The organism is Paenibacillus sp. sgz302114 (genome assembly GCF_056120345.1).
Genome location: NZ_JBVYOI010000002.1, coordinates 700,721 through 723,254, shown reverse-complemented (window position 1 = coordinate 723,254; position 22,534 = coordinate 700,721). Strand labels below are relative to the sequence as shown.

The window sequence follows — 22,534 nt, the reverse complement described above, 5'->3', positions numbered from 1 at the left end:
GGGATGATGTTTGTCACTGTATGATATTTTGCCTGCAATTAGCACCTCCTTCATTGCCATTAGCGCCATTCTAGTTGCCATTGGCTGGAGTCTAGCGATCAAGCGCAAGCTTGAAGCGCATAAGAAAGTAATGCTTGCCGGTGCGGTTGCGGCATTGCTGTTCTTCATTATTTATATGTGCCGTACGATATTCGTCGGCAACACGGATTGGGGCGGCTCTGATGAGCTGAAGCCGTACTATCTGACGTTTCTATTCTTCCACATCGTACTTGCAACAGTAGGCGCGGTGTTTGGTCTAACGACGCTGACACTTGCATTCCGCAACCAGTTTGCGAAGCACCGCAAGTGGGGACGTATAACTTCTGTTGTATGGTTATTCACGGCTGTTACAGGTATTACGGTATATGTGCTGCTGTACTTGATGTATCCAGGCGGTCACACCAAGCCAGTGTTTGATGTGTTGTTTGGCGGCGCTTAAGCAGCTCGTTTAATGCAGGGAAGGGCGGTAAATCTCTATGATGAGATTTACCGCTCTTTTTTGCGTTAGAGGTAAGTTTACAGATTCGCAGTGAAACAGTACAATCATGTTAAGATGGAACAAAACATGTTTGTTTCAAACAGGAGGGCGATGGCTGGTGTTGCTTCATGGCAAAGAATATACGCGTAGGGAGATCGAAGCCCGCGTCGGACGGATTGAACAGCTTGGCGGCATTCGCAAGCTAACATTAGCCGATGGCAATGAGCAGGGATCATCTATGATTTCGGTTCGGACGGGGGCTGGGCTTGCTTTTGATGTCATGCCGGACAAGGGACTTGATCTGTCCGCTGCGACCTTCTCAGGGAATTCCTTGAGCTGGCAATCGGCAAACGGCGACGTGCATCCTTCGTATTATGACGATAAAGATATGGGCTGGCTGAGAACGGCTTCGGGCGGCTTGCTGATGACTTGCGGATTGATCAGCGTGGGGTCGCCGAGCAGCAGCGGGGGCAAAAGCTACGGTCTTCATGGCAGAGCCCATCATACGCCAGCCAAACAGGTTGCCGCTGAAGGTTATTGGATTGGTGACGAGTATGAAATGCGGATTGCTGGCGTGATCGAAGAAACTTCGATGTTCGGCGGTCATCTTCGGTTAAGAAGAGAGATTCGGACGAGGCTCGGAGAGAATCGGATCTCCATTCGCGATGTGGTGGAGAACGCTGGCTTTGAGCCTTGTCCGCATATGATCCTGTATCATTTTAACTTTGGCTTTCCGTTGCTTACAGAGCAAACCGAGCTTGTTTTCCCGAAAGGAAATGTACAAGCCGTCATAGACGGTGTGCCGGTTGAGGGTTATGACAAATGGACGGCTCCGGCGGCGCCATATCAAGAACGCGTCTATTATCATGACCTGGAACGTGCAGCATCTGGACGACAATCAGTGACGATTCGTCAGCCAGGGTTTCCGATTGCGGCGGGTCAGTCTGCTCCTATTGCAGTAACGCTTAGCTGGAAGTCGGATACGCTGCCGAAGCTTTCGCAGTGGAAGATGCCAGGCGCGGAAATTCATGTATTAGGTATTGAACCGTCCAACTGCGGCGTGGAAGGCATGGAGACGGAGAAGGAGCGCGGTACTCTCGTGATGTTAGAGCCAGGCGAGTCGCGTGAATATGAACTGGATTTGACGATTGTGTAGGAGTGAGCAGCAATGACGGTGAACTTGAATGAACGGCAGCAGCAGCTGATGACGATGCTCGAGAGTACGGGTGAAGTGAAGGTTGCGGGGCTGAAAGAGACGTTCGGCGTGACGGAAATGACGATCCGGCGCGACTTAGAGAAGCTGGAACATGCCGGCTATGTGAAGCGGACATTCGGTGGCGCCATTCTCGCATCGAAGGATGCGACGCTGCAGGATCGCTCCGTCGTTATGACGGATGAGAAGAATCGGATTGGGCGAGCGGCAGCATCGCTTGTGCAGGAGAATGACTCGATCTTCATCGACGGAGGCACGACGACTTTGTATGTGGCACGCCATCTGAAGCCGGGTATGAACATAACTGTTGTGACGAATGCGTTGAACATCGCGCTGGAGCTGCTGGAGAAGAGGATTACGACGGTTGTGACAGGTGGAATGGCGCTCGAAACGACCTCGACGCTAGTTGGGCCGGCGACGGTAGAGTCGATTGGGCGGATGGCTTTCGACCGGATATTCCTGGGGGCGACAGGCGTGAGCGCAAAGCATGGCTTCAGCAACTCGAACATGTATGAGGCGGAGATTAAGCGAATAGCAATTGCGCATGCTGCCGAGGTGAATGTCGTCGTTGACCATACGAAGTTCGGAGCGAAGGAGCTGTTCTCATTCGGGTCGCTTGATACGGTGCATCGCATCGTTTGCGATCAGGCGCCGGAGGAATCGCTGCTCGCGGCATGTAAAGAGAGTCATGTGGAGCTATTAGCTGCTGCGGAGTGAGAGAATGAGCGAGATTGTTTGTTTGTAACATTTCTTATAGACAGATGAATGATGGTTCGATAGAATAATGTTATAAACGAACATTATTTGTTCACATTATAGAAAGCATAAGTTTCATTTGTTCGAATTTCTATAATGTCTCCGCGAAACGCAAGCTTTTGCCGAAAGGACGGCGACAGCCGTTTACACTTGTAGCAGAACTAAGGGGATGAGTTCACATGTCAGCAGTGGCACCAAGGTTAAATCGGATGTTTAGTGAGCAGGGAAAATGTTTTGATGTTGCAGTCGATCATGGATTCTTTAATGAGTATTCCTTCTTAGCCGGAATTGAGAATATGCAGAAAGCAATCGAGACCATTGTGGCAGCGAATCCTGATTGTATTCAGCTTAGCATCGGACAGGCGAAGCGGCTGCAAAGCGTTCCGGGCAAGAAGAAGCCGGGACTTGTTCTGCGTACAGATGCGGCGAATATTTATGGTACAGAGCTGCCGCGTTTTCTGTTCAGCGAGCTTATTGATCGCGCGATTGAGAAGGCGGTATCGCTAGATGCTGTTGCGGTATGTGTGAACCTGCTGTTGCTGCCAGGACAGCCGGAGCTGCATCACCAGTGTGTTCGCAATATTTCGCTCTTGAAGAGTGAATGCGAGAAGTACGGCATGCCGCTTATGGTTGAGCCGCTTGTTATGCTGCCCAATGAGGCGAAGGGCGGTTACATGGTCGATGGCGATATTAACAAAATCATGCCGCTCGTTCGTCAAGGCGTGGAGCTCGGCGCAGATGTCATTAAAGCAGATCCATGTGATGATGTGACGGAATATCGCCGTGTCATTGAAGTCGCTTCCGGCATTCCGGTGCTTGTTCGCGGCGGCGGCCGGGCAAGCGATGAAGAAATCGTGAACCGCACGGTCGAGCTGATGAACCAAGGCGCGTCGGGTATCGTGTATGGCCGCAACGTCATTCAGCACCCGAACCCGGCAGGCATGACGAATGCGCTTATGTCGATCGTGCATCATGGCGCTACGGCTTCGGAGGCACTGGCGATTTTGGCTGGAAAGGGCGTGGAGTAGAATGAGTGCGAGAGTCATTCGATTCGGCGTTATTGGCTGCGGCTTGATGGGCAAGGAGTTTGCGAGCGCGGCAGCGAGATGGCTGCATCTGGAACGTGTGGAGTTCGAGCCGAAGATTGTAGCGGTGTGCGATGCGAACATGGAAGCGACGAAGTGGTTCAAGAAGAACGTTCCAAGCGTGCAGCGGACCTACACCGATTACCGTGAGCTGCTTGCGGACTCTGAGGTGGAGGCGGTGTATTGTGCAGTGCCGCATAACTTGCATGCGCAAATCTATGTCGACATTATTGCCTCTGGCAAGCATTTGCTAGGCGAGAAGCCATTTGGAATCGATAGAGATGCGAATGCACGGATTTCGGCTGCGCTTGTTGCACATCCGGAGGTCATCGTTCGCTGCTCGTCGGAGTTCCCATTCTTCCCAGGCGCGCAAGCGTTGATCAAGATGGTGGAAGAGGGCAAATTCGGCCGAATTATTGAGGTGGAGGCGGGCTTTTGGCACTCCAGTGACTTAGACCCTACGAAACCGATTAATTGGAAGCGCCGTATTGCAACGAACGGGGAGTATGGCTGTATGGGCGATCTTGGCATGCATGTGCTGCATCTGCCGATGCGATTCGGTTGGAAGCCGAATAACGTTCGTGCGCTGCTAAGCAAAATCGTGAGTGAGCGTCCAGACGGCAAGGGTGGCATGGCGCCATGCGAGACATGGGATAATGCGATACTCGCATGTGAAGTAAGTGCGGCAGAGGGCGGCTTCCCGATGGTGCTGTCTACGAAGCGTATCGCGCCGGGCCATGCGAATACTTGGTTTATTCGCATTCAAGGTACGGAGCTATCTGCGGAATTCAGCACGAAAAATCCGAAGCAGGTCGCTACGCTTCCATATTCTCCTGGTCAGCAGCAAGCGTGGCATGTTGTGGATGTTCCTTATAAATCGGCATACGGAACAATTACAGGCGGTATCTTTGAATTTGGTTTCTCGGACTCGATCCTGCAAATGTGGGCGGCATTCTGCGACGAGCTTGCAAATGGAAGAGACGGGATGCAGCAGCCGTTCTATTGTGCAACGCCGGAGGAAGCGCAGGGCAGCCATCGCGTGTTCACGGCAGCGCTCGCATCTGAGCGAACAGGTCAAACGATTGCAATTGACTGGAGGGACTAGCGGTGAGTGCTGCTCGCGCAGGTGCGGAAGTCGTCGTTGCCGGGCATATTTGCCTCGATGTTATCCCGGCAATGCATGAGATGAAAGAAGGTATAGGCGCGATCCTCGTACCGGGCAAGCTTGTCGATATTGGCGCTGCTGTTATCGCCACAGGCGGCGCAGTGTCTAACACGGGACTCGCGCTGCACCGGCTCGGACTGCGCACGAAGCTGATGGGCAAGATCGGTGATGACATGTTCGGCGGCGCAATTGTCGATGTACTGCGCAGCTACGGCGGAGAGGAGCTGTCGAGCGGCATGATTGTTGCCGCAGGCGAGAGCAGTTCTTATACGCTGGTCATTAATCCGCCGAACATTGACCGCATATTCCTGCATTGTACCGGAGCCAATGATACGTTTACGTCTGCGGATATACAGGAGGAGGCGCTTGCCGGGGTGAGGCTGTTCCACTTCGGCTATCCGCCGCTAATGCGGAAGATGTATGAGGATGGCGGAGACGAGCTTGCTGCGCTGCTGGCAAAGGCGAAGAGCGCCGGCCTTACGGTGTCGCTCGATCTGGCGAAGCCGGACCCGGAGTCGCCAGCAGGACGCGCGGATTGGCGCAGCATATTATTGAAAGCGCTACCGCAGGTGGATGTGTTCCTTCCGAGCTTCGAGGAAATTCTGTATATGCTGCGCCGGGAGCAATACGAGTCGTTGCTTGCGCAGCATGGAACGAACGATCTGCTGCCTTTCGCCGAAGGGCCGTTGCTGCGCGAGCTGTCGCAGGAGCTGCTCGATCTCGGCGTCAGCATCGTCGTGCTCAAGCTCGGGGAGCATGGTCTGTACCTGCGGACGTCAGACGATGCAGCGAAGCTTGCTGCCATTGGTGCGGCTGTGCCGGAGGAGCTGGACGCGTGGGTGGGACGCGAGCTGCTCGTTCCCTGCTTCGAAGTCGCCGTTGCTGGCACGACGGGAGCAGGAGATTGCACGATCGCGGGCTTCCTCGCGGGCCTCTTGAAGGGGCTTGCGCCGGAGGCGGTGTTGAATGGCGCCGTTGCAGTCGGCGCCTGCAATGTGGAGCAAACGGACGCGACGAGCGGCGTGCCCGCTTGGGGAGCGGTGCAGCAGCGGATGGCGGCAGGCTGGAGACGGCGCGAGGTGAAGCTTGCGCTGCCGGGCTGGCGCAGCGGCGGCGGGGGAAGTGGCGCTGTCGGTAGCGCGGCTGATGGCGGCGATGCGGGAGGCGGCGTGGCTGACGGCGTGTGGTATGGACCGGAAGAGCAGAAGTAAGCGGCGGTAGAAGACTTGTACCGTCAGTAAGGCGCATTGTCCAGATGAGTATGATTTTTAACGGGAGGCGTTAAGGGATGAGAAGAAGCGAAGTGCGCGCGGCGCAGAAGCGGACGGCGGCGATGTTTGATCAGTTGGGTATTACATTGACACCGGAAGAGCGCAGTAATATTGAGGTTGCGGAGTTTGGGCTTGGCGATCTGCAGCAGCAAGGGCTTGAGCTCATCACATACATCAATACCGACCGCTACTGTGCGAAGGATCTCGTCTTGTTCGCAGGCCAGACTTGTCCCGAACATTCGCACCCGCCGGTTGGCGACGATCCCGGCAAGATGGAGACCTTCCGCTGCCGGTACGGAATCGTATGGCTCTACGTTGAAGGCGAGAGTAACGGCACGATTCAAGCGCGGGTTCCGAGGGGCAGCGAGGAGTACTACACCGTCTTCCACGAGATCGAGCTGAAGCCGGGACAGCAGTATACCATTCCGCCGGGCACGAAGCACTGGTTCCAAGCTGGGGAGAAAGGTGCGGTCGTGTCGGAGTTCTCGAGTACGAGCCGCGATGAGTTTGATATTTTTACAGATCCGAGAATTATCAGGGTTCCGGTTATTGAGGAAGACGTTTAGAACGAAAAAGCAAGGAAACAAGGACACCTTCTAATCAGAAGATGTCCTTGTTTTGATCTATGCGCTCCCCATTGTAACGGTCGCCACAGTGCTTAAACGGCTCTAAATGACCACTTTTATAGGCTAACGGTTGCTAGCGAGCTTATTCAGGGGATTTTCACTGAGAATGGATCACTCTGCAGCAAATAGCCTCTGTCACAACCGTTACCATTTCAAAAGCAGCCCATTTCACGAAATAACCATTCTGACAACCGTTAGAGCCGGATAGAGTCTGCGGCGTGCGCTGAGGCTGGACGGTTAAGAAGGCTACGAGATGCTAGAGAAGCTAAGAGAAGCTAAGAGCGACTAAGAAAGACTACGAGAGACTACGATAGATTACCGGTCTTATCGCGCAGCACTTGTTCCACTTTGGAGAGATGCGCATCCATACGGGCTGCGGCTTCACCGGCATCCTGCTGGCGTATCGCGTCAATGATGCCGCTGTGCTCCTCGAGCAGTCTGCGCGCCGATTGCTGCTCGGCGTAGAACCAGAGCGAGCGTGTATCGCGCATGCTCTCATGAAGGCGCTGCGAGAGCGACTTCATCAGCTCGATCAGCATCGGGTTGCGCGTGGCGCGCGCGATCTGCTCATGCAGCTGCACGTCGGCCTGCTCGCCGAAGGCCTCATCGTCGAGTCGCTGTTCCATCTGCGCGAGCGTCGCCTGCATGGCTGCAAGGTCTTCCGCGCTGCGATGCCTCGCGGCGAGGGCGGCGCAGCCAGTCTCGAGCACTTTGCGCACTTCGAGCAGCTGAAGCAGCGAGTCTGCGCGGTCGAGCCAGTCTTCTCGTGCCGGGGACTCGCCTTGCGACTCCGGCGGGGAAAGCACGAAAGTGCCGCCGCCTTGGCGAATGTCGAGCAACCCCTGGGCTTTGAGCGCGCTTAATGCTTCGCGGATTGTTGAGCGTCCGACACTATATTCAGTAGCGAGGTCGACAACGGAAGGGAGCTTGTCTCCTGGCAACAAGTCGCCTGTTGTGATGCGGTTATGGAGCTCGCGGGATACCCATTCGTAGCTTTTGAGCGGCCTTGCTTGCATGGGGAGTCCTCCTTTATGATAACGGTCGTCAGCACTATTTTTCGAATAGATAAATATGCATATCCGGTTTCTTCATCTTATGATATACTACTTCCAAAACAAAGTCATCAGATGACCTGATCTATTATTTATATATGAGGCTAGGGGGAAACCGTACCATGCTAGGCGATTCGGTAAAACAGAAGCTGCGCGAAATTGTCGGCAGCCAGTGGTTTAAAGACGACAAGGAATCATTGATTACGCATTCCTATGACAGTACGCCAATGCTGCAATCGCTGCCTGACGGGGTGATTTACCCGGAAAATACGGCGCAAGTGTCGGCAATCTTGAAGCTGCTGAATGAGCACCGGATTCCGGTCGTAAGCCGGGGCTCGGGCACGAATCTATGCGGAGGGACGGTTCCGGTAGAGGGCGGCATTGTCATGGTTATGCACCGGATGAACCGGATTCTTGAGGTCGATCTCGAAAATCTCACAGCTACCGTTCAGCCCGGTCTCAATACGAAGCAATTCAGCACCCATGTCGAAGGGCTGGGGCTGTTTTATCCACCGGATCCTGGGAGTATGGCGATCTCGACCATCGGCGGCAACATTGCGGAATGCTCTGGCGGCTTGCGCGGTCTAAAATACGGCACGACAAAAGATTACGTCATCGGGCTGGAGGCTGTTCTTGCGAATGGGGAGATTATTCGGACCGGCGGGAAGCTGATGAAGGATGTGGCCGGCTACGATCTTACGAAGCTGCTCGTTGGTTCGGAAGGAACGCTCGCAGTTGTAACGGAAGCAATTCTTAAGCTCATCCCGCCGCCGAAGACGAAGAAGACGATGCTTGCGATGTATAAGGATCTGTACGGCGCAGCCCGGACTGTTTCCAAAATCATCGAGAACCGCATCATTCCCGCAACGCTCGAGTTTCTGGATAATCCGACGATTCGGGTCGTGGATGATTTTGCGAAGCTGGGGCTGCCGCTCGATATGGACGCGATTCTTCTCATCGAGCAGGACGGCGATCCGGAGATGGTGGAGCGGGATATTGCGCGCATCGCGGAAATTTGCCAGAGCGAGAATGCAGAGCGTGTCACTATCGCAGCGACCGAAGAGGAAGCGCTGAAGCTGATGACCGCGCGGCGGAGCGCGTTCACGGCACTGGCACGTTTGCGGCCGACGACGATTCTCGAGGATGCAACGGTGCCTCGCTCGAAAATCGCCGAGATGGTGCTCGCAATCAATGATATTGCGGCGAGGCATAACGTGACGATCTGTACATTCGGCCATGCCGGCGATGGCAATTTGCATCCGACGGCGACGACGGATGTGCGGGATAAGGAAGAAATTCATCGCGTGGAAGAGGCTTTTGAGGAGATTTTTGAAGCGGCAATTCGTCTGGGCGGCACGATTACTGGCGAGCATGGCGTCGGACTTGTGAAGGCGCCGTACTTGGAGTGGAAGGTCGGTCCTGCGGGGATTGAAGTGATGCGGGGGATTAAGACGGCTTTTGACCCGAACAATATTCTGAACCCGGGCAAAATGTTCGCAAAATCCACGCGTAAAAGGGTGGTGCTTGGCCATGCCTAATCTGCTCGCGTCGATCCTGGAGGCAAAGGGAAGCAAGGGTAGTGAGGGTTCGTGCAGCGAGCTGGCGACAACGCTGAAGAGCACGCTGAACTACGATCAGCTGACGAACTGCATGCGCTGCGGCTTCTGCTTGCCGGCTTGTCCAACCTTCCGCGAAACGGGGATCGAAGCAGAGTCTCCGCGCGGACGGATCGCTCTCATGAAAGCTGTTGCGGACGGCTTGATGGACCCGGATTATGCGTTCGAGACGCAGATGAACCATTGTCTCGGCTGCCGCGCTTGTGAGCCGGCGTGCCCGGCGGATGTGAAGTACGGGCAGCTGCTCGAACAGGCACGGGATTCGGTAGAGCAGCATACGCAGAGCCACCGCTGGTGGGTGAAGCTGGCGCGGAAGACCGCATTTGAAGGGATGTTCCCGCACCAAGGGAGGATGCGTCTGCTTGGTGGCGCGCTGCAGGTGTATCAGAAGTCCGGTCTTCGCGGGCTTGTGCGCGGAAGCGGCATGATGAAGCTGTTCCCGCAGCATATGCAGCAGATGGAGCGCATCCTGCCGGATGCATCGTACCGCGGCGTTGTCGAGCAGATAGGCTCCGTTCATCCCGCGAAGGGTGAGCGAGTCGGTACGGTTGGCTTGTTCCGCGGCTGCATTATGGATGTGCTGTTCACGGAGACGAACAAGCATACGGTTGAGCTGTTGAATGAGGCAGGCTTCGACGTCGTTATTCCCGAATCGCAGAACTGCTGCGGCGCTTTGCATGCGCATAGCGGCGAGCAGGACGGCGCTCGCGAGCTGGCGAAGAGCAACATTGCCGCGTTCAAAGCGGCAGGCGTTGATTGGATCGCCTCGAATGCCGGCGGTTGCGGGGCGCTTCTTGTGGAGTACGATCATCTGCTGCACGATGATCCGCAGTATGCCAGCGATGCGAAGTGGTTCGCGAAGCGGACGCTCGATGTGAGCAAGCTGCTCGTAGAGCACGGCCGCTTGCAGTCGGCCGCTGCAGCTGCTGTTGCCGCGAGCAAGGTGCAGGGGACCGCACCGAGCTGCGGCGGGGCTTCGGCGCCGGCGAGCGCAGGCGGAGGAACTGCGCCGAGCAGTGGCGCGGCGGTGGCTTCTGCAGCGGCGGGCGAGACAGCTGCTGCAGCCGGTGGCTGCGGTGGCGGCTGCAGTGGCGTCAGCTTCGCAGCGGAGGATCCGGTGCGCATTACGTACCAGGACTCCTGCCATCTGCGCAACGTCATGCGCTCCTCCGAAGCGCCGCTAAAGCTAATGAAGAGCGTCGCGAACGCAGAGTTCGTAGAGCTCTACGAGTCGGACCGCTGCTGCGGCTCGGCGGGCATCTACAACCTGACCCAGCCGGAGATGGCGGGTCAGATTCTCGATCACAAGATGGACCATGTGAAGCAGACTGGCGCACATTATTTGCTGACGAGCAACCCGGGCTGCTTGCTGCAGATGAAGCTTGGCATCGAGAAGCATGGGATGAGCGGGAAGATGGAAGCCGTTCATTTGGTTGATTTTCTGCATGAGCGGATATGTAAGGAATAGTGTCGAGTTTGGAGACGGCTGCGCGCTTGGTGATCAAGCGCCTGGTCGTCTTTTTTGCATCGTTGTCAAAATAGGGATAACCCGTCGCCGCATAAATATAAGTAACAACAGGCGAAAGAGGTGCAGCCGTATGGGGAGATCGCTCGGTTCGTGGCTGATCAGGCTGCTCATTGGGATGTTTACCTTGCTGTTTATTTATCCGGCGATTGCGTTCGCATGCCTAGTAATCGGCTTCACTCCGTCTTGGCGGTCGGGGCTCTTGATGCTCGGATCTTCTTTGCTGCTGTATGTTATTTTGAAGCGGGAAGCACGGCAGATGAGATCTATTCGCCGATCAGCCGGGGAGCAGCAGCTTAGCCACTTTCCTGGCAAGTATGAATCTGAAGCGTCCCCACCGCCGCTTAGCGATATTTATTACGACATTGCCGCTGATTTGCGGGAGCAGGAGCGGATTATGAATATTGTCAATAAACGTACCACTAATATTTGCCCGCCAGGCAGCGGACATCCCGCGAATTGCGGTTGCCAATCATGCGCGCCAAAAGTTGGCTGACAGAACAGATATGTGCGCTCAGCGCCGCAGTCCGACATACTAACCAAAGCCCTGTAGCTGAGAGAACACATACGTGCTCTCAGCAACAAAATCACATCAAAAGTTGGTTGGGAGAACATATATGTGCTCTCACCGTCGCAGTTCGACTACTAACTTGAATTTTATAGCTGAGAGAACACATACGTGCTCTCAGCATTAGAATCGCGCCAAAAGTGGGCCGAGAGATCCAATATGATCTATCAGTGCCGCCGCCCAAGTAAAATAGAGGTTAGCGAGAGCCGAAAGATGGCGAGTTGAGAGAGGGAAAACACTCTCTCACGAGTGGAAACTCTCTCAGCATGTGAAAGCCCGCCGGGCATATAACCTCGGCGGGCTTATATTGCTCCTCCCCCAGTGGAGGAGAGTGCCCGGAGGGCGGTACGGAGGCGGAGCAGCGTTAGCGGTCGTTTGCCTAGGCTAAATGATCTGTATGGTCTAGACATCGCAGATCAATTAGCCTTTGTAGTTGGATTCCAACATCTAAATGTTTTATATAATCAGGGGAATCCAAACTACAACAGCGAGCGTAGTCCCGTACCGCCTGCAGGGCACGCCCTCCACGTCTTTTTTCCAATGGTTTACTTTCAATCTCCCTCTTGCTTATACTGTACATATCACGTTTGTGAGGGGAGTTTTGCAGGGAATGAATGCATTATCGCTCGAACAAGTTTTCAAGCAGTATGGTGAGAAGACGGCAGTGAATGGCATCAGCTTCGAAGTAGAGCAGGGAGAGATATACGGGCTGCTGGGAGCGAATGGGGCTGGGAAGACGACGACGATGCGGATGGTGCTCGGGCTTATTTATCCCGATTCCGGCAAAATCCGTTATAACGGCAAGGCCTACAGCAAAGAACAGCTGCGTGGACTCGGCTATTTGCCAGAGGAGCGGGGACTGTACCCGAAGATTATTGTAAGCGACCAAATCATATATCTAGCCCAGCTGCGAGGCATGTCCAAGCGGGATGCGGACCAGAACTTGAAGCGCTGGCTCGATCGGTTCGGCGTGCCGGAGTATTACGGCAAGAAGGTTGAAGAGCTGTCCAAAGGCAATCAGCAGAAAATCCAATTCATCGCATCGGTCATCCATAAGCCCGGCATCGTCATCATGGACGAAGCGTTCAGCGGACTTGATCCGGTCAACGTGGAGCTGCTCAAATCAACGGTGAAAGAGCTTCGCGACAGCGGTACAAGCATTCTATTCTCGACGCACCGGATGGAGCATGTTGAGGAGCTTTGCCGCAACATTACGATTTTACATAGGTCCAATCCTGTCCTGCAGGGCAATCTCAAAGCGATCAAGAAGCAGTTTCCGAGGGAGCGAATCATCCTTGCTACAGATGGGGATGTAACAGGGCTCGCTGGTATTGGGGGGGTCATGAATGTGACTCGTCATGAGTACGGTTATGAGCTTCTCATCAGCAATGAAGCGGCGGGAAGGCCCGTCATTGAATTAGCACTCCAACAAACGAATGTGACACGCTTTGAAATTATGGAACCGACGCTCAATGAAATCTTCATTAAGACGGTAGGTGAGAACCATGAATAGCAGCTTCTGGACGGTCGTTGGATTTACGGCGCGCAACAAGCTGAGAACGAAAGCTTTTATCGTCACGACTCTTATTATTGCGGTTATTATGAGTATCGGCATCAACTTGCCGTATATCATCTCCCAGTTTAGCGGTGAAGGCAAGCCAACTGCGGTCGGCTACATGGAGACGAAGGAAGATCAGCTTGGATCGCAGCTGTTCACAGCTAGTCACATCGGCTCGTTGCTCACTGAATATTACAAGCAGCAGCCGAAGCCGGATCTTGAGATTGTCTCGATTAAGCCAGCGAATGCCAAAGATCAAGACAATGAGGCTGCGCTCAAGCAAGCCGTAGCCGATGGCACAATAGATGGCTACATCACCTTCACACCGAACAAAGAAGGATTCCCGACGGTCACGTATAAATCGGAGAGCCTGATGGAGGGCAAAGTGTCACGGTCGCTGGAAGCCGCGCTTCAAGTGGTGAAACAGAAGGCGATTCTCAGCGGCGGGGGCATTAGCGATGAGCTGATGGCACTCCTGCAATCGCAGATCAAACTAGATACGGTGCAAATCTCAACGAATGGCGGCGCTGGCTCGATCGGTCAAGGCAAGACGGAAGATGAGCAGGGAATGGATATGTTGACGGTGTACGTCATTATTATCTTGCTGTTCATGGCCATTATGATCAGCGGTCAAATGATCGCAAGCGAGATTACAGCCGAGAAAAGCTCCCGTGTTATGGAGATTCTCATTACGAGCGTCGCGCCCCTGAAGGCGATGTTCGGCAAAATATTCGGCATGTTCCTCGTCGTTCTGCTGCAGCTGGCGATCTACGTTCTCGTGATCATCGGCAACATGTCGATGCCGCAAAATAAAGATAAGCTGAGCAGCCTCGGCATTTCGCTCAGCGACATAGATCCTGTTCTCGTCCTTTATGCGCTCTTGTTCTTTTTAACAGGCTATTACCTGTTCGCGACACTGTTCGCTGCAATCGGATCGATCGTCAGCCGCACGGAGGATCTCGGTCAAGCGGTGCTGCCAATAACAATGCTGTCGCTCGCAGGCTTCTACATCTGCATTCTCGGCGGCATTAACAATCCGGGTTCGACGCTCGTCAAAGTGTCGTCGTTTATCCCGTTCTTCTCGCCCTATGCAATGGTCGTAAGGCTTGGCTTGTCCGACCCGCCGCTGTGGCAGGTATGGCTGTCGATCGGTATTTTGCTCGCGACGATTCTTGGCGCAGGCTGGCTGTCCGCGAAGATTTACCGCGCTGGCGTGCTCATGTATGGCAAGAAGCCAACGCTTCGTGAGATCGGCAAAGCGATGCGGGCTTATAAGTAAACGAAGAAGCGACAAACCATGATTACCTAAGACCAGTTAGATCAAACCTTGATCTGACTGGTCTTTTCACTTTCCCCTTGGCATTTACGAATACTAAACTTTTCTGATCTGCAAGAAGATATAAACTATCCATACAAGGACAAGGAGAGGAAGAGCATTAATGACACAGAAGCAAGCTTTGAGTTTCAGGAATGACGGCACGTTTAAAATCGTTCAATTTACGGATCTTCATTGGTCATGCGGCGCTCTGCTCGATATGCGTACCCATGCATTGATGCAGGAAGTTCTGCAAGAAGAGAAGCCGGATCTCGTCGTCTTTACGGGCGATATTGTCTATGCGAACTATAGCGAGGATCCGAAGCGGTCTTTTCTCGAGGCGGTCTCCTGCGTGGAATCGGCCCAAATTCCTTGGGCGGCAGTGTTCGGCAATCACGACACGGAGAAATGGGTCACTCGCGAGGAGCTTATGGAGCTGCAAATGGGATGCGACTATTGTCTTTCCGAACCGGGCCCGGAAGGAATCTTCGGTGTCGGCAATTTCATCCTGCCCATTCATGGATCGGGCGGTCAGACTGCCTTTGCCTTGTACTTTCTAGATTCCGGGAGTAATGCACCTGATTCGGTGGGGGGCTATGATTGGATTCGTCCAAGTCAAATCAGCTGGTATATCCAGAGCTCCAACAGACTTGCCGCCGACTACGGAGAACCACTCCCGTCCTTGGCGTTCTTTCACATTCCAATCCCTGAATATAAACAGGTTTGGGACGAAGAAATTTGCTACGGGGTTAAATATGAGGAGTTTATGCCTCCGCTCATAAATTCAGGGTTCGGCGCTGCTATGTTGGAACAGAAGGATATGCTGGGAACGTTCGCTGGACATGACCACCTTAATGATTTTTACGGCGATTGGCACGGCATACGCCTTTGTTATGGGCGGGGGTCCGGATATAACGCCTACGGCATGGCTGGGTTTGCACGGGGGGCCAGAATCATTCAGCTTCGTGAAGGTATCAGAGATTTCGAGACATGGATTCGGCTGGAAGGAAATATCGTGGAGCGCGAGCAGCCTGTCCACATCCCTGAGAAAGACCGAGATGTGCAAGCTGCTTCCACAGCATCAGAAGATGCTTCAGCTACTGAATGGTGGCTCGCTAAGTATAGAAGCCATTATGACTCTTCTCCTATAGAGACAGGCCCAGTGTATCATCCGGTTTCAACGGAGATGGAAGAGCTGGCGCGTCTGCTAGCGCCTGAGCTCCATCTGGCGGAGAGCGAGCCGTTTGTTTTAAGAGATTGCGTAGCTGTATTTCATCCAGAGCAGCCGCTCATCGCCTATCATCTGTTCTGGGATAGGGTAATGGGACGCAATGAAGCTGATCATCAGTTAATCTGGGTCAGTTATCATCCTGTGACAAAGGAATTGATTGAAATTAAAACCTATTTCCATGAAAATACGATTAGCTCCCATGAAGCACTGGACGAAGCGAGGGCACATCAAAACCGGCCTCAGGTTTATATACAGTGGGGAATTCATGGTCCGTTCCTGACTGGGGGCATCCGTGATGTTACGGTATCACGACTAGTTGATGGCATTCATATTACGAACACAGGACTTGATTCGTTAACGAGCATGTTCTCCGATGCCAGAAAGGGACGGGTGAGAGGCGTACCTCTACAGGAACGCGATCCGTTAAAACCGTTCTCGGGACAACTCTCCGATTATATGAATTTCTCCAAACAAGTAGATACGCAAGACTTTCTTAATAAAGAAAACCGTGTGCTGAAGAACAGACATGCGAATACCGCGATTACTCAGATAGCGCTTGGCTACCGTTTTGTGCCCATGCCAGAATGGCCGGAAGACTGTTCCTCCATCCAGGAAGCCACATACCTCTAGTGACCAAGAAAGTAAAACTAATCGATTCATTGTAGAGCACCCATTCGCGGCCCATTTGGCTAAGAATGGGTGTTTTGTTATGTCGTAACCATGAAAAGAACAAAAAGGAACAAAAAAGTTAAATTAACAAAACAAACATGCGTAATTAATCCTTCGTTTACGTTTGACTTGTATTCTTTGGGAAGTGAGGAAAACAAAATCGTTGCTGACTTCATTGAAACAGGAGGAGAACATTTATGTCTGCCATACAATTTGAGAACGTGCGTAAAACGTATTCGAATGGAAAAACAGTCATCGAAGGTTTGAACTTGGAAATAAGAGATCGTTCGTTTACCGTGCTTGTCGGTCCATCGGGCTGCGGAAAAACGACTGCGCTTCGAATGATCGCTGGTTTAGAAGAGGTTACCGACGGAAGCATTCAGATCGGCAACGCTAATGTAACGAAGCTTGAACCTGGAGAGCGCGATGTCGCGATGGTTTTTCAGAACTATGCGATTTACCCGCATATGACTGTTAAAGGAAATATTGAGTTCGGTTTAAAAAATCAAGGCATGCCTAAAGCCAGTATCGTTGAGCGACTGAAGAGAGTCATTAATCTGGTCGGCCTTGTACAATACACCAATGCAAAGCCCTCTATGCTTTCCGGAGGACAACGCCAAAGAATCGCGCTCGCAAGAGCCATTTCCAAGGAGCCAGGCGTGTTTTTAATGGATGAACCGTTATCTAATCTAGACGCGAAGCTGCGTAATCAAATGCGCAGCGAATTGATTCAGCTCCACCAAACGCTTCAATCGACATTCGTATTCGTCACGCATGACCAAATCGAAGCCATGACGATGGCGACTGATATCGTTATTTTCAATGAAGGCAAGGTCATGCAAGTAGGTACGCCTAAGCAAGTTTACAACGATCCTGACAACATATTCGTTGCTACCTTTATCGGCGATCCAGGAATGAATATCGTAAAGCTTGGCAGCGCTTGTCAACTGGGCTTCAGACCTCAGAAGGCCAAGTTTACGATGAAGGAACCATTTCTAGGCATCTCGCTTGAGGGTGAGATCGTGACAAGTGAAACGCTCGGTTTGGAATGCCTGTATCATGTGAAAACCAATCTTGGCAGCATCATCGTAAAGTCCGAGGAAGAGCTAGATTTCGGGCAGAGCGTTAACGTGTATGTGGCGGAAGAAGACTTGTATTACTTTGACTTGGACGACAATCGCATCCGTGGCGCCTATCAAATCAAGCAATTAACACAAAGCATTCTATTGAAAGAGGGCGTGTGCGTTGCAAGAGAACATTCTATCGCAGAAGCGGCTATCTAAGAAGTCCGTCGCCTCTCGCAATATGCTCATATCCGTATTGTCCCTAGTTGTGAACAAGCTGTTGAAGAATCCTTATGTGCTCATTGCACCTGCGATTATACTCGTTTCTTTATTTTCCTTGTATCCGGCTCTGTTCGCTCTGAAAGTCAGCTTTCTGAAGTGGGATGTAGTTACAGGGGAGAAGACATTCGTTGGATTCGATAATTACCAGTCTGTTTTCACTGATCCTGAGTGGCTGCAAGTCATGAAGAATACATTCTTCTACACCGTATTTACCGTAATCTTCGGCTTAATCTTCGCTCTGTTAATCGGTATTTTGCTGAAGAAAAGCTCGGTGTTGAACAACTTCGTTCAAAGCGTCATTTTTACGCCGCAAATTGTTTCGTTCGTCTCGGTTTCGATTATGTGGATGTGGCTCTTTGATCCACAGATGGGCATGATCAATTATGTTTTCAAATTCATAGGCTTGGAGCCTCAGCTATGGATGCTGAGTCCGAAAACTTCATTGTTGTCGGTCATCATCGTGTCCATATGGAAAGGATTAGGATTTAACGCGATGATCGTAATCGCAGGCCTGCAAAGCATTCCAGTCTATATTTACGAAGCTGCGAAGCTGGATCGCTCAAGCAAGCTGAATACGTTGTTTAAGATTACGATCCCGTTACTGTCGCCGACATTGTTTTTTCTGCTTATTACATCCACAATAGGTGCTTTCACTTCGTTCGATGTCGTTAATCTCATGACCAAAGGCGGGCCGCAGGGATCCTCCAATGTGCTCGTGCACTGGATTTATCAAGTCGGATTTTTGAAATTCCAGCTCGGCAGGGCGATGGCGGCATCCATCTTGTTTCTAATTATGATTGGCATCATATCCATTGTTAACTTTAAGTTCTTCTCTCGGAATGTTCACTATCAATAGAAAGGAGGAACACAACTAGCTATGAAACTGGTTATTCATCTACTTCGTTACCTGCTGCTCGCAGCTCTCATCATCACGTTTATCTTTCCATTCTATTGGATGATCAGTACGTCGTTGAAATCGTTTTTCGAAGCGATCCATTTTCCGCCTGCAATGTTTCCGAAATCGTTGCATTTTGAGAATTATAGGGAAGCATGGGTGAAGGTCAAATTCGTTCACTATGGGACCAATTCGGTCATTATTACACTATTGACGGCAATCGGACAGCTGCTTGTATGTGTTCCTGCATCGTATGCGTTCGCAAAGAAGAAATTTGCTTTATCGGGGTTCTTCTTCGCATTAGTACTCGTCGATTTAATGCTTCCGGCTCAAGTTACATTCGTGCCTATCTATGTACTGCTCAGCGATTTTGGCTGGCTTGATACGTATGCGGCGCAAATTATTCCCTTCATCTATTCCTCCTTCGCGATCTTCTTTATGACGGAGGCGTTCAAGCAAATCCCGGACGAGCTGCTCGATGCGGCGAAGCTGGATCAAGCGACAGAGCTGCAGCTCATGGTTAGAATCATGCTTCCAATTACCAAACCGTTCATTCTTACGCTCATGCTCTTAGCGATCATCGGGAAATGGAACGATTACTTCTGGACCTTAATTCTAACTAACTCGGAGAGTGTAAGAACGCTGCCGATTGCCGTGAAGAGCTTACTGGATGTTGGAGACGGAATCAATGAATGGAATATCTCAATGGCCGGCAATGTCTTGTTAATGGCGCCGGTACTTCTCCTTTATTTGTTCGCGAACCGTTTTATCAAAAATGCGTTCGTTTATGGCGGCATTAAATAGGAGCAGCAATAACTTTAAGGAGGTGATTGCTGGGGAGCAATATTGCAAGTGATGAGGTTCAAGTTATCGTTGGGTATAGGGTAGGAGAAAAAGAGTCATAAAATGACGGAGGAGATTTCCTAATGAAACCAACTGTAAAAAAATTATCAACTTTAGCGATTGCAGGCGCTATGACTGTCGGATTACTGGCAGGCTGCGGTAATGCAGAAACGACGAATGAGAACGGAACTCCGAAGGCGAACGATACTCCCGCGAACGAAACGAGCAAGCACGAGAAAGTTGTCGTCGATTTCTGGTCGATCTGGGATCCAACGAATGGCAACGGCAAATTGTTGGCTGACGCGGCTGCAAAATTCAATAGCGAAAATCCTGACTCCGAAATCGTCGTTTCTGGCCAAGGCGGATACGATGGTGTTGCCGAGAAGCTAGAGGCTGCTTTAGTTGCTAAGAAACCTCCGGTAATTGCCCAAATCGAAGAATCATTTATTGCTCGTTACAGTCCGGTTGCAGCTGATTTAAGCAAATACGTATCCCAAGCAACGATTGACAACTATATTGACGGCTTGACCGTTTCCAGCGTTGTTGACGGCGTATTCAAAGCAGCTCCACTGAACCGCAGCACGCCGATCCTTTACTTAAATGCAGATATGTTGGCTAAAGCGGGGTTGCCTCAAGAGGGTCCTAAAACTTGGGACGAGCTGTATGCATTCGCTAAGAAAATGGCTAAGCCAGATCAAGGCATTTACGGATTTTCAGGCCATTGGGATTCCGATGCTTGGTTCTGGGAGTCGGCTCTTTACTCCTACGGCGGCGAAGTTGTAAACGAAGATGGCTCAGAAGCAGCCTTCGATAACGAGAAAGGCAGCAAAATCGTTGAGCTATGGCAAAAAATGTCTAACGAAAAAACGATGCTGAACCCTTACAGCTCGCAAGGTAACGTGTCCGATATCGTGAAGCAAAATTTTGTCGATGGTAAAGTCGGCATGATCCTTGATTCCGTTGGCTCAATGGGTCCATTGCTGAAAGATCAATCCAAATTCAAGGTTCAAGTTGCTTACCAGCCAGCTGGCGAGAAAAACTCGATGGTAACGGGCGGAGCTAACATGATCGTCTTGGACAGCGCTACGGAAGATCAGAAGAAAGCAGCAGGAAAGTTCCTAGAATACTTGGCTTCGGATGAATTCGTAGTCAACTTCTACAAAACATCCGGTTACTTCGCGACAACGAAGTCTTCATTGGAAACACAAGAAGTTAAAGATCTGTTTGCTGAACACCCGCAATTCAAAGTAGCGATCGATCAACTGCAATTTGCTCATAAGCGTCCTTGGCAGAAGAACTGGCGTGCGATGTACACTTCAATCGTTGATGACTTGAATGGTGCAATGGTGGATACCCAATCAGATGCAAAAGCTATCATTCATACAGCTGATGTAAAAGCGCAAAAAATTATCGACGACAACAAATAAGGAGGTTCCCCTAGTCGTGAGAACCGTGAACGGATTTATGACCGAAGGCAGCTTTTATAAGGGTAATGTCCACTGTCACTCGACGCTATCGGATGGGGCCTTAACCGTTGAACAGCTTCGGGATGCGTATAAAGAAAAGGGCTATCATTTCTTATCGCATTCCGAGCATGATTTCTTCACTAATTTCGAGCCGTCGAATGAAGCGGATTTTATTACTCTTCCTTCAAGCGAAGTAAGTATTCTAATGCCGAAAGGCGACTATCGCATCTACCATCTCCATGTTATTCTAGGAACGGATGAGCATATAAGGAACGCGGCTTTAGAGCCGCTAAAGCATATGCAGCCGATCGTATGGGACGCTTGGGAAGGGTATTCGACCGTGCAAGCCTTCATCGATGATATGATTGCAAGAGGAAATCTCGTCATGTTCAACCATCCTCATTGGTCGACTGTGGAGTGGGAAGATGTGTACGAGTTGAATAACCTTTTTGCGCTCGAGATCTACAATCATTGCTCCGAGTGGCAGGAGAATATGGGCAATTCCCGCATTATGTGGGACACCTTGCTCCGCAAAGGCATGCGTTTGCATGGATTGGCTACGGACGACAACCACAACCGTCAACCGCTCGATTCACCGAAGAACGACTCGTTTGGAGGCTGGATAGTCGTCAAGGCGAAGGAGCTTTCCCGTAATTCGATAATCGATGCCATGCTGAAGGGCAGCTTCTACTCCTCGACAGGTCCTGAAATTTACGATTTTCGAATCGTGGACGATGAAGTGATCTTCGAATGCTCGCCAGTTGAGCGGATTTATATGAACGGCGATGGCCGTCAATATCAAATCGAGATCGGCGAGAACGTAACGCAGCTAAGAAAGAAGCTTCAGGGTACGGAGAAATACATCCGGGTTGAAGCGATTGATAAATTCGGAAAAACAGCTTTTACAAATCCGATTTACTTGGATTAATAGTTCCGATCAAGCCGGAAAATGAAGCTATCACATTCGTTTCCCGGCTTGATTTTTCTATAAAGAGATAAAGGTGGAGAAGCGGTATGCTGCAAGTTGAGCGGATGAGCCTAATATTGGCGGAATTAAATGCAAATGGCAGAATAACGGTCAATGGGCTTGCTGAACAGCTTGGAGTATCTAAAGTAACCATTCGTAGAGACCTGGAGATGCTCAGCCAGGATAACAAGCTCGTCATCGTGCACGGCGGCGCGATTAAATCGAACTTTAGATTGTATGAAGCGCCTTTCAACCAAAGGCATGACATCAACATCGAAGAGAAGATTCAAATTGGGAAGAAAGCCGCTCAGTATATCCAAGATAATGATGTAGTCGCATTCGGCGTTGGCACAACAACGCTTCAAATCGCAAAACACGTGCAGAACAAGCATAATCTGACCATTATTGTCAGCTGTGTATCGATCCTTAATCAATTGATTGAGAGGAAGAAAGCAGGCTTCTTTAGCGAGAAAATCATCTTCCTTGGCGGCGAAATCGATACGGATCAAATGTTCGCAACAGGCAGCATGATGCTTGATATGCTGGATAAATTATATATCGACAAAGTATTCATAGGCGCGAGCGGCTACTCTATCGTCAATGGCATCACGACGTACAATATCGAAGAGGGTAATTTCTTGAAGCGATTGATTAATCGTGCTCGCGAAGTCTATCTCGTTATCGATCACACGAAAATCGAAGCTAAATCATTATACAAATACACGGAATTTAACGATGTGGATTATATTATTTGTGACAGCAATCCGCCAACCGATTGGAAGAAACCATTAGAGAACGAGAAGATTCAGTGGATCAAGTCATAATGATAGAGTAATAGAGTTGCAATCTC

General features: G+C 51.2%; 20 protein-coding genes. 19 read left to right on the top strand and 1 reads right to left on the bottom strand.

Annotated elements, in window-relative coordinates; translation table 11 throughout:
- Window positions 1–10: 10 nt before the first annotated feature.
- The 7 genes from AC0LWF_RS08360 to AC0LWF_RS08330 all read left to right on the top strand — a co-directional run bounded on the left by AC0LWF_RS08360 (window position 11) and on the right by AC0LWF_RS08330 (window position 6,573).
- A complete protein-coding gene (locus tag AC0LWF_RS08360; RefSeq protein WP_474651088.1) occupies window positions 11–478 on the top strand; it encodes a DUF420 domain-containing protein in 468 nt (155 codons plus the stop codon).
- 157 nt (window positions 479–635) lie between these two features.
- On the top strand, window positions 636–1,673 hold the full coding sequence (locus AC0LWF_RS08355; RefSeq protein WP_474651087.1) for an aldose 1-epimerase family protein: 1,038 nt from the start codon (window positions 636–638) through the stop codon (window positions 1,671–1,673).
- Between the two features lie 12 nt (window positions 1,674–1,685).
- Window positions 1,686–2,447 carry a DeoR/GlpR family DNA-binding transcription regulator gene (locus tag AC0LWF_RS08350; RefSeq protein ID WP_474651086.1) on the top strand — a complete coding sequence of 254 codons (762 nt, stop codon included), beginning with the start codon at window positions 1,686–1,688 and terminating at the stop codon, window positions 2,445–2,447.
- Window positions 2,448–2,665: 218 nt separating this feature from the next.
- A complete protein-coding gene (locus tag AC0LWF_RS08345) occupies window positions 2,666–3,514 on the top strand; it encodes a class I fructose-bisphosphate aldolase (RefSeq protein ID WP_474651085.1) in 849 nt (282 codons plus the stop codon).
- Window position 3,515: 1 nt separating this feature from the next.
- Window positions 3,516–4,676: a Gfo/Idh/MocA family protein gene (locus AC0LWF_RS08340; protein WP_474651084.1), complete on the top strand. Its 1,161-nt coding sequence runs from the start codon at window positions 3,516–3,518 to the stop codon at window positions 4,674–4,676.
- A gap of 2 nt (window positions 4,677–4,678) precedes the next feature.
- Window positions 4,679–5,947 carry a carbohydrate kinase family protein gene (locus AC0LWF_RS08335; RefSeq protein WP_474651083.1) on the top strand — a complete coding sequence of 423 codons (1,269 nt, stop codon included), beginning with the start codon at window positions 4,679–4,681 and terminating at the stop codon, window positions 5,945–5,947.
- A gap of 77 nt (window positions 5,948–6,024) precedes the next feature.
- Window positions 6,025–6,573 (top strand): D-lyxose/D-mannose family sugar isomerase, encoded by a 549-nt coding sequence (locus tag AC0LWF_RS08330; protein ID WP_474651082.1) that lies wholly within the window; start codon window positions 6,025–6,027, stop codon window positions 6,571–6,573.
- 365 nt (window positions 6,574–6,938) lie between these two features.
- Here the strand turns inward: AC0LWF_RS08330 and AC0LWF_RS08325 are convergent, their stop codons facing one another.
- Window positions 6,939–7,649: a FadR/GntR family transcriptional regulator gene (locus tag AC0LWF_RS08325; protein WP_474651081.1), complete on the bottom strand. Its 711-nt coding sequence runs from the start codon at window positions 7,647–7,649 to the stop codon at window positions 6,939–6,941.
- Between the two features lie 158 nt (window positions 7,650–7,807).
- Here AC0LWF_RS08325 and glcD point away from each other — a divergent pair, with 158 nt between their 5' ends.
- The 12 genes from glcD to AC0LWF_RS08265 all read left to right on the top strand — a co-directional run bounded on the left by glcD (window position 7,808) and on the right by AC0LWF_RS08265 (window position 22,508).
- On the top strand, window positions 7,808–9,223 hold the full coding sequence (glcD, locus tag AC0LWF_RS08320; RefSeq protein ID WP_474651080.1) for a glycolate oxidase subunit GlcD: 1,416 nt from the start codon (window positions 7,808–7,810) through the stop codon (window positions 9,221–9,223).
- Complete coding sequence (locus tag AC0LWF_RS08315) at window positions 9,216–10,769, top strand: (Fe-S)-binding protein (protein WP_474651079.1); 1,554 nt, start codon at window positions 9,216–9,218, stop codon at window positions 10,767–10,769. Before glcD ends, AC0LWF_RS08315 begins: the two co-directional genes overlap by 8 nt.
- Before the next feature lie 130 nt (window positions 10,770–10,899).
- The gene (locus tag AC0LWF_RS08310; RefSeq protein ID WP_474651078.1) at window positions 10,900–11,322 is read left to right on the top strand and encodes a hypothetical protein; all 423 of its coding nucleotides are present in this window, start codon (window positions 10,900–10,902) and stop codon (window positions 11,320–11,322) included.
- 682 nt (window positions 11,323–12,004) lie between these two features.
- Window positions 12,005–12,907, top strand: coding sequence for an ABC transporter ATP-binding protein (locus AC0LWF_RS08305; protein WP_474651077.1), 903 nt, complete (start codon window positions 12,005–12,007; stop codon window positions 12,905–12,907).
- Entirely contained in the window at window positions 12,900–14,231 is a 1,332-nt protein-coding gene (locus AC0LWF_RS08300; protein WP_474651076.1) for an ABC transporter permease, read from the top strand. The genes AC0LWF_RS08305 and AC0LWF_RS08300 overlap by 8 nt, the downstream gene beginning before the upstream one ends.
- A 160-nt stretch (window positions 14,232–14,391) precedes the next feature.
- Window positions 14,392–16,128: a metallophosphoesterase family protein gene (locus AC0LWF_RS08295; RefSeq protein WP_474651075.1), complete on the top strand. Its 1,737-nt coding sequence runs from the start codon at window positions 14,392–14,394 to the stop codon at window positions 16,126–16,128.
- A gap of 236 nt (window positions 16,129–16,364) precedes the next feature.
- Window positions 16,365–17,450: an ABC transporter ATP-binding protein gene (locus AC0LWF_RS08290; RefSeq protein WP_474651074.1), complete on the top strand. Its 1,086-nt coding sequence runs from the start codon at window positions 16,365–16,367 to the stop codon at window positions 17,448–17,450.
- Window positions 17,413–18,369 carry a carbohydrate ABC transporter permease gene (locus AC0LWF_RS08285; RefSeq protein WP_474651073.1) on the top strand — a complete coding sequence of 319 codons (957 nt, stop codon included), beginning with the start codon at window positions 17,413–17,415 and terminating at the stop codon, window positions 18,367–18,369. Before AC0LWF_RS08290 ends, AC0LWF_RS08285 begins: the two co-directional genes overlap by 38 nt.
- A gap of 21 nt (window positions 18,370–18,390) precedes the next feature.
- The gene (locus tag AC0LWF_RS08280) at window positions 18,391–19,212 is read left to right on the top strand and encodes a carbohydrate ABC transporter permease (RefSeq protein ID WP_474651072.1); all 822 of its coding nucleotides are present in this window, start codon (window positions 18,391–18,393) and stop codon (window positions 19,210–19,212) included.
- 122 nt (window positions 19,213–19,334) lie between these two features.
- On the top strand, window positions 19,335–20,678 hold the full coding sequence (locus AC0LWF_RS08275) for an ABC transporter substrate-binding protein (RefSeq protein ID WP_474651071.1): 1,344 nt from the start codon (window positions 19,335–19,337) through the stop codon (window positions 20,676–20,678).
- Between the two features lie 16 nt (window positions 20,679–20,694).
- A complete protein-coding gene (locus AC0LWF_RS08270) occupies window positions 20,695–21,645 on the top strand; it encodes a CehA/McbA family metallohydrolase domain-containing protein (protein ID WP_474651070.1) in 951 nt (316 codons plus the stop codon).
- Window positions 21,646–21,731: 86 nt separating this feature from the next.
- Entirely contained in the window at window positions 21,732–22,508 is a 777-nt protein-coding gene (locus tag AC0LWF_RS08265; protein ID WP_474651069.1) for a DeoR/GlpR family DNA-binding transcription regulator, read from the top strand.
- Window positions 22,509–22,534 lie beyond the last annotated feature (26 nt).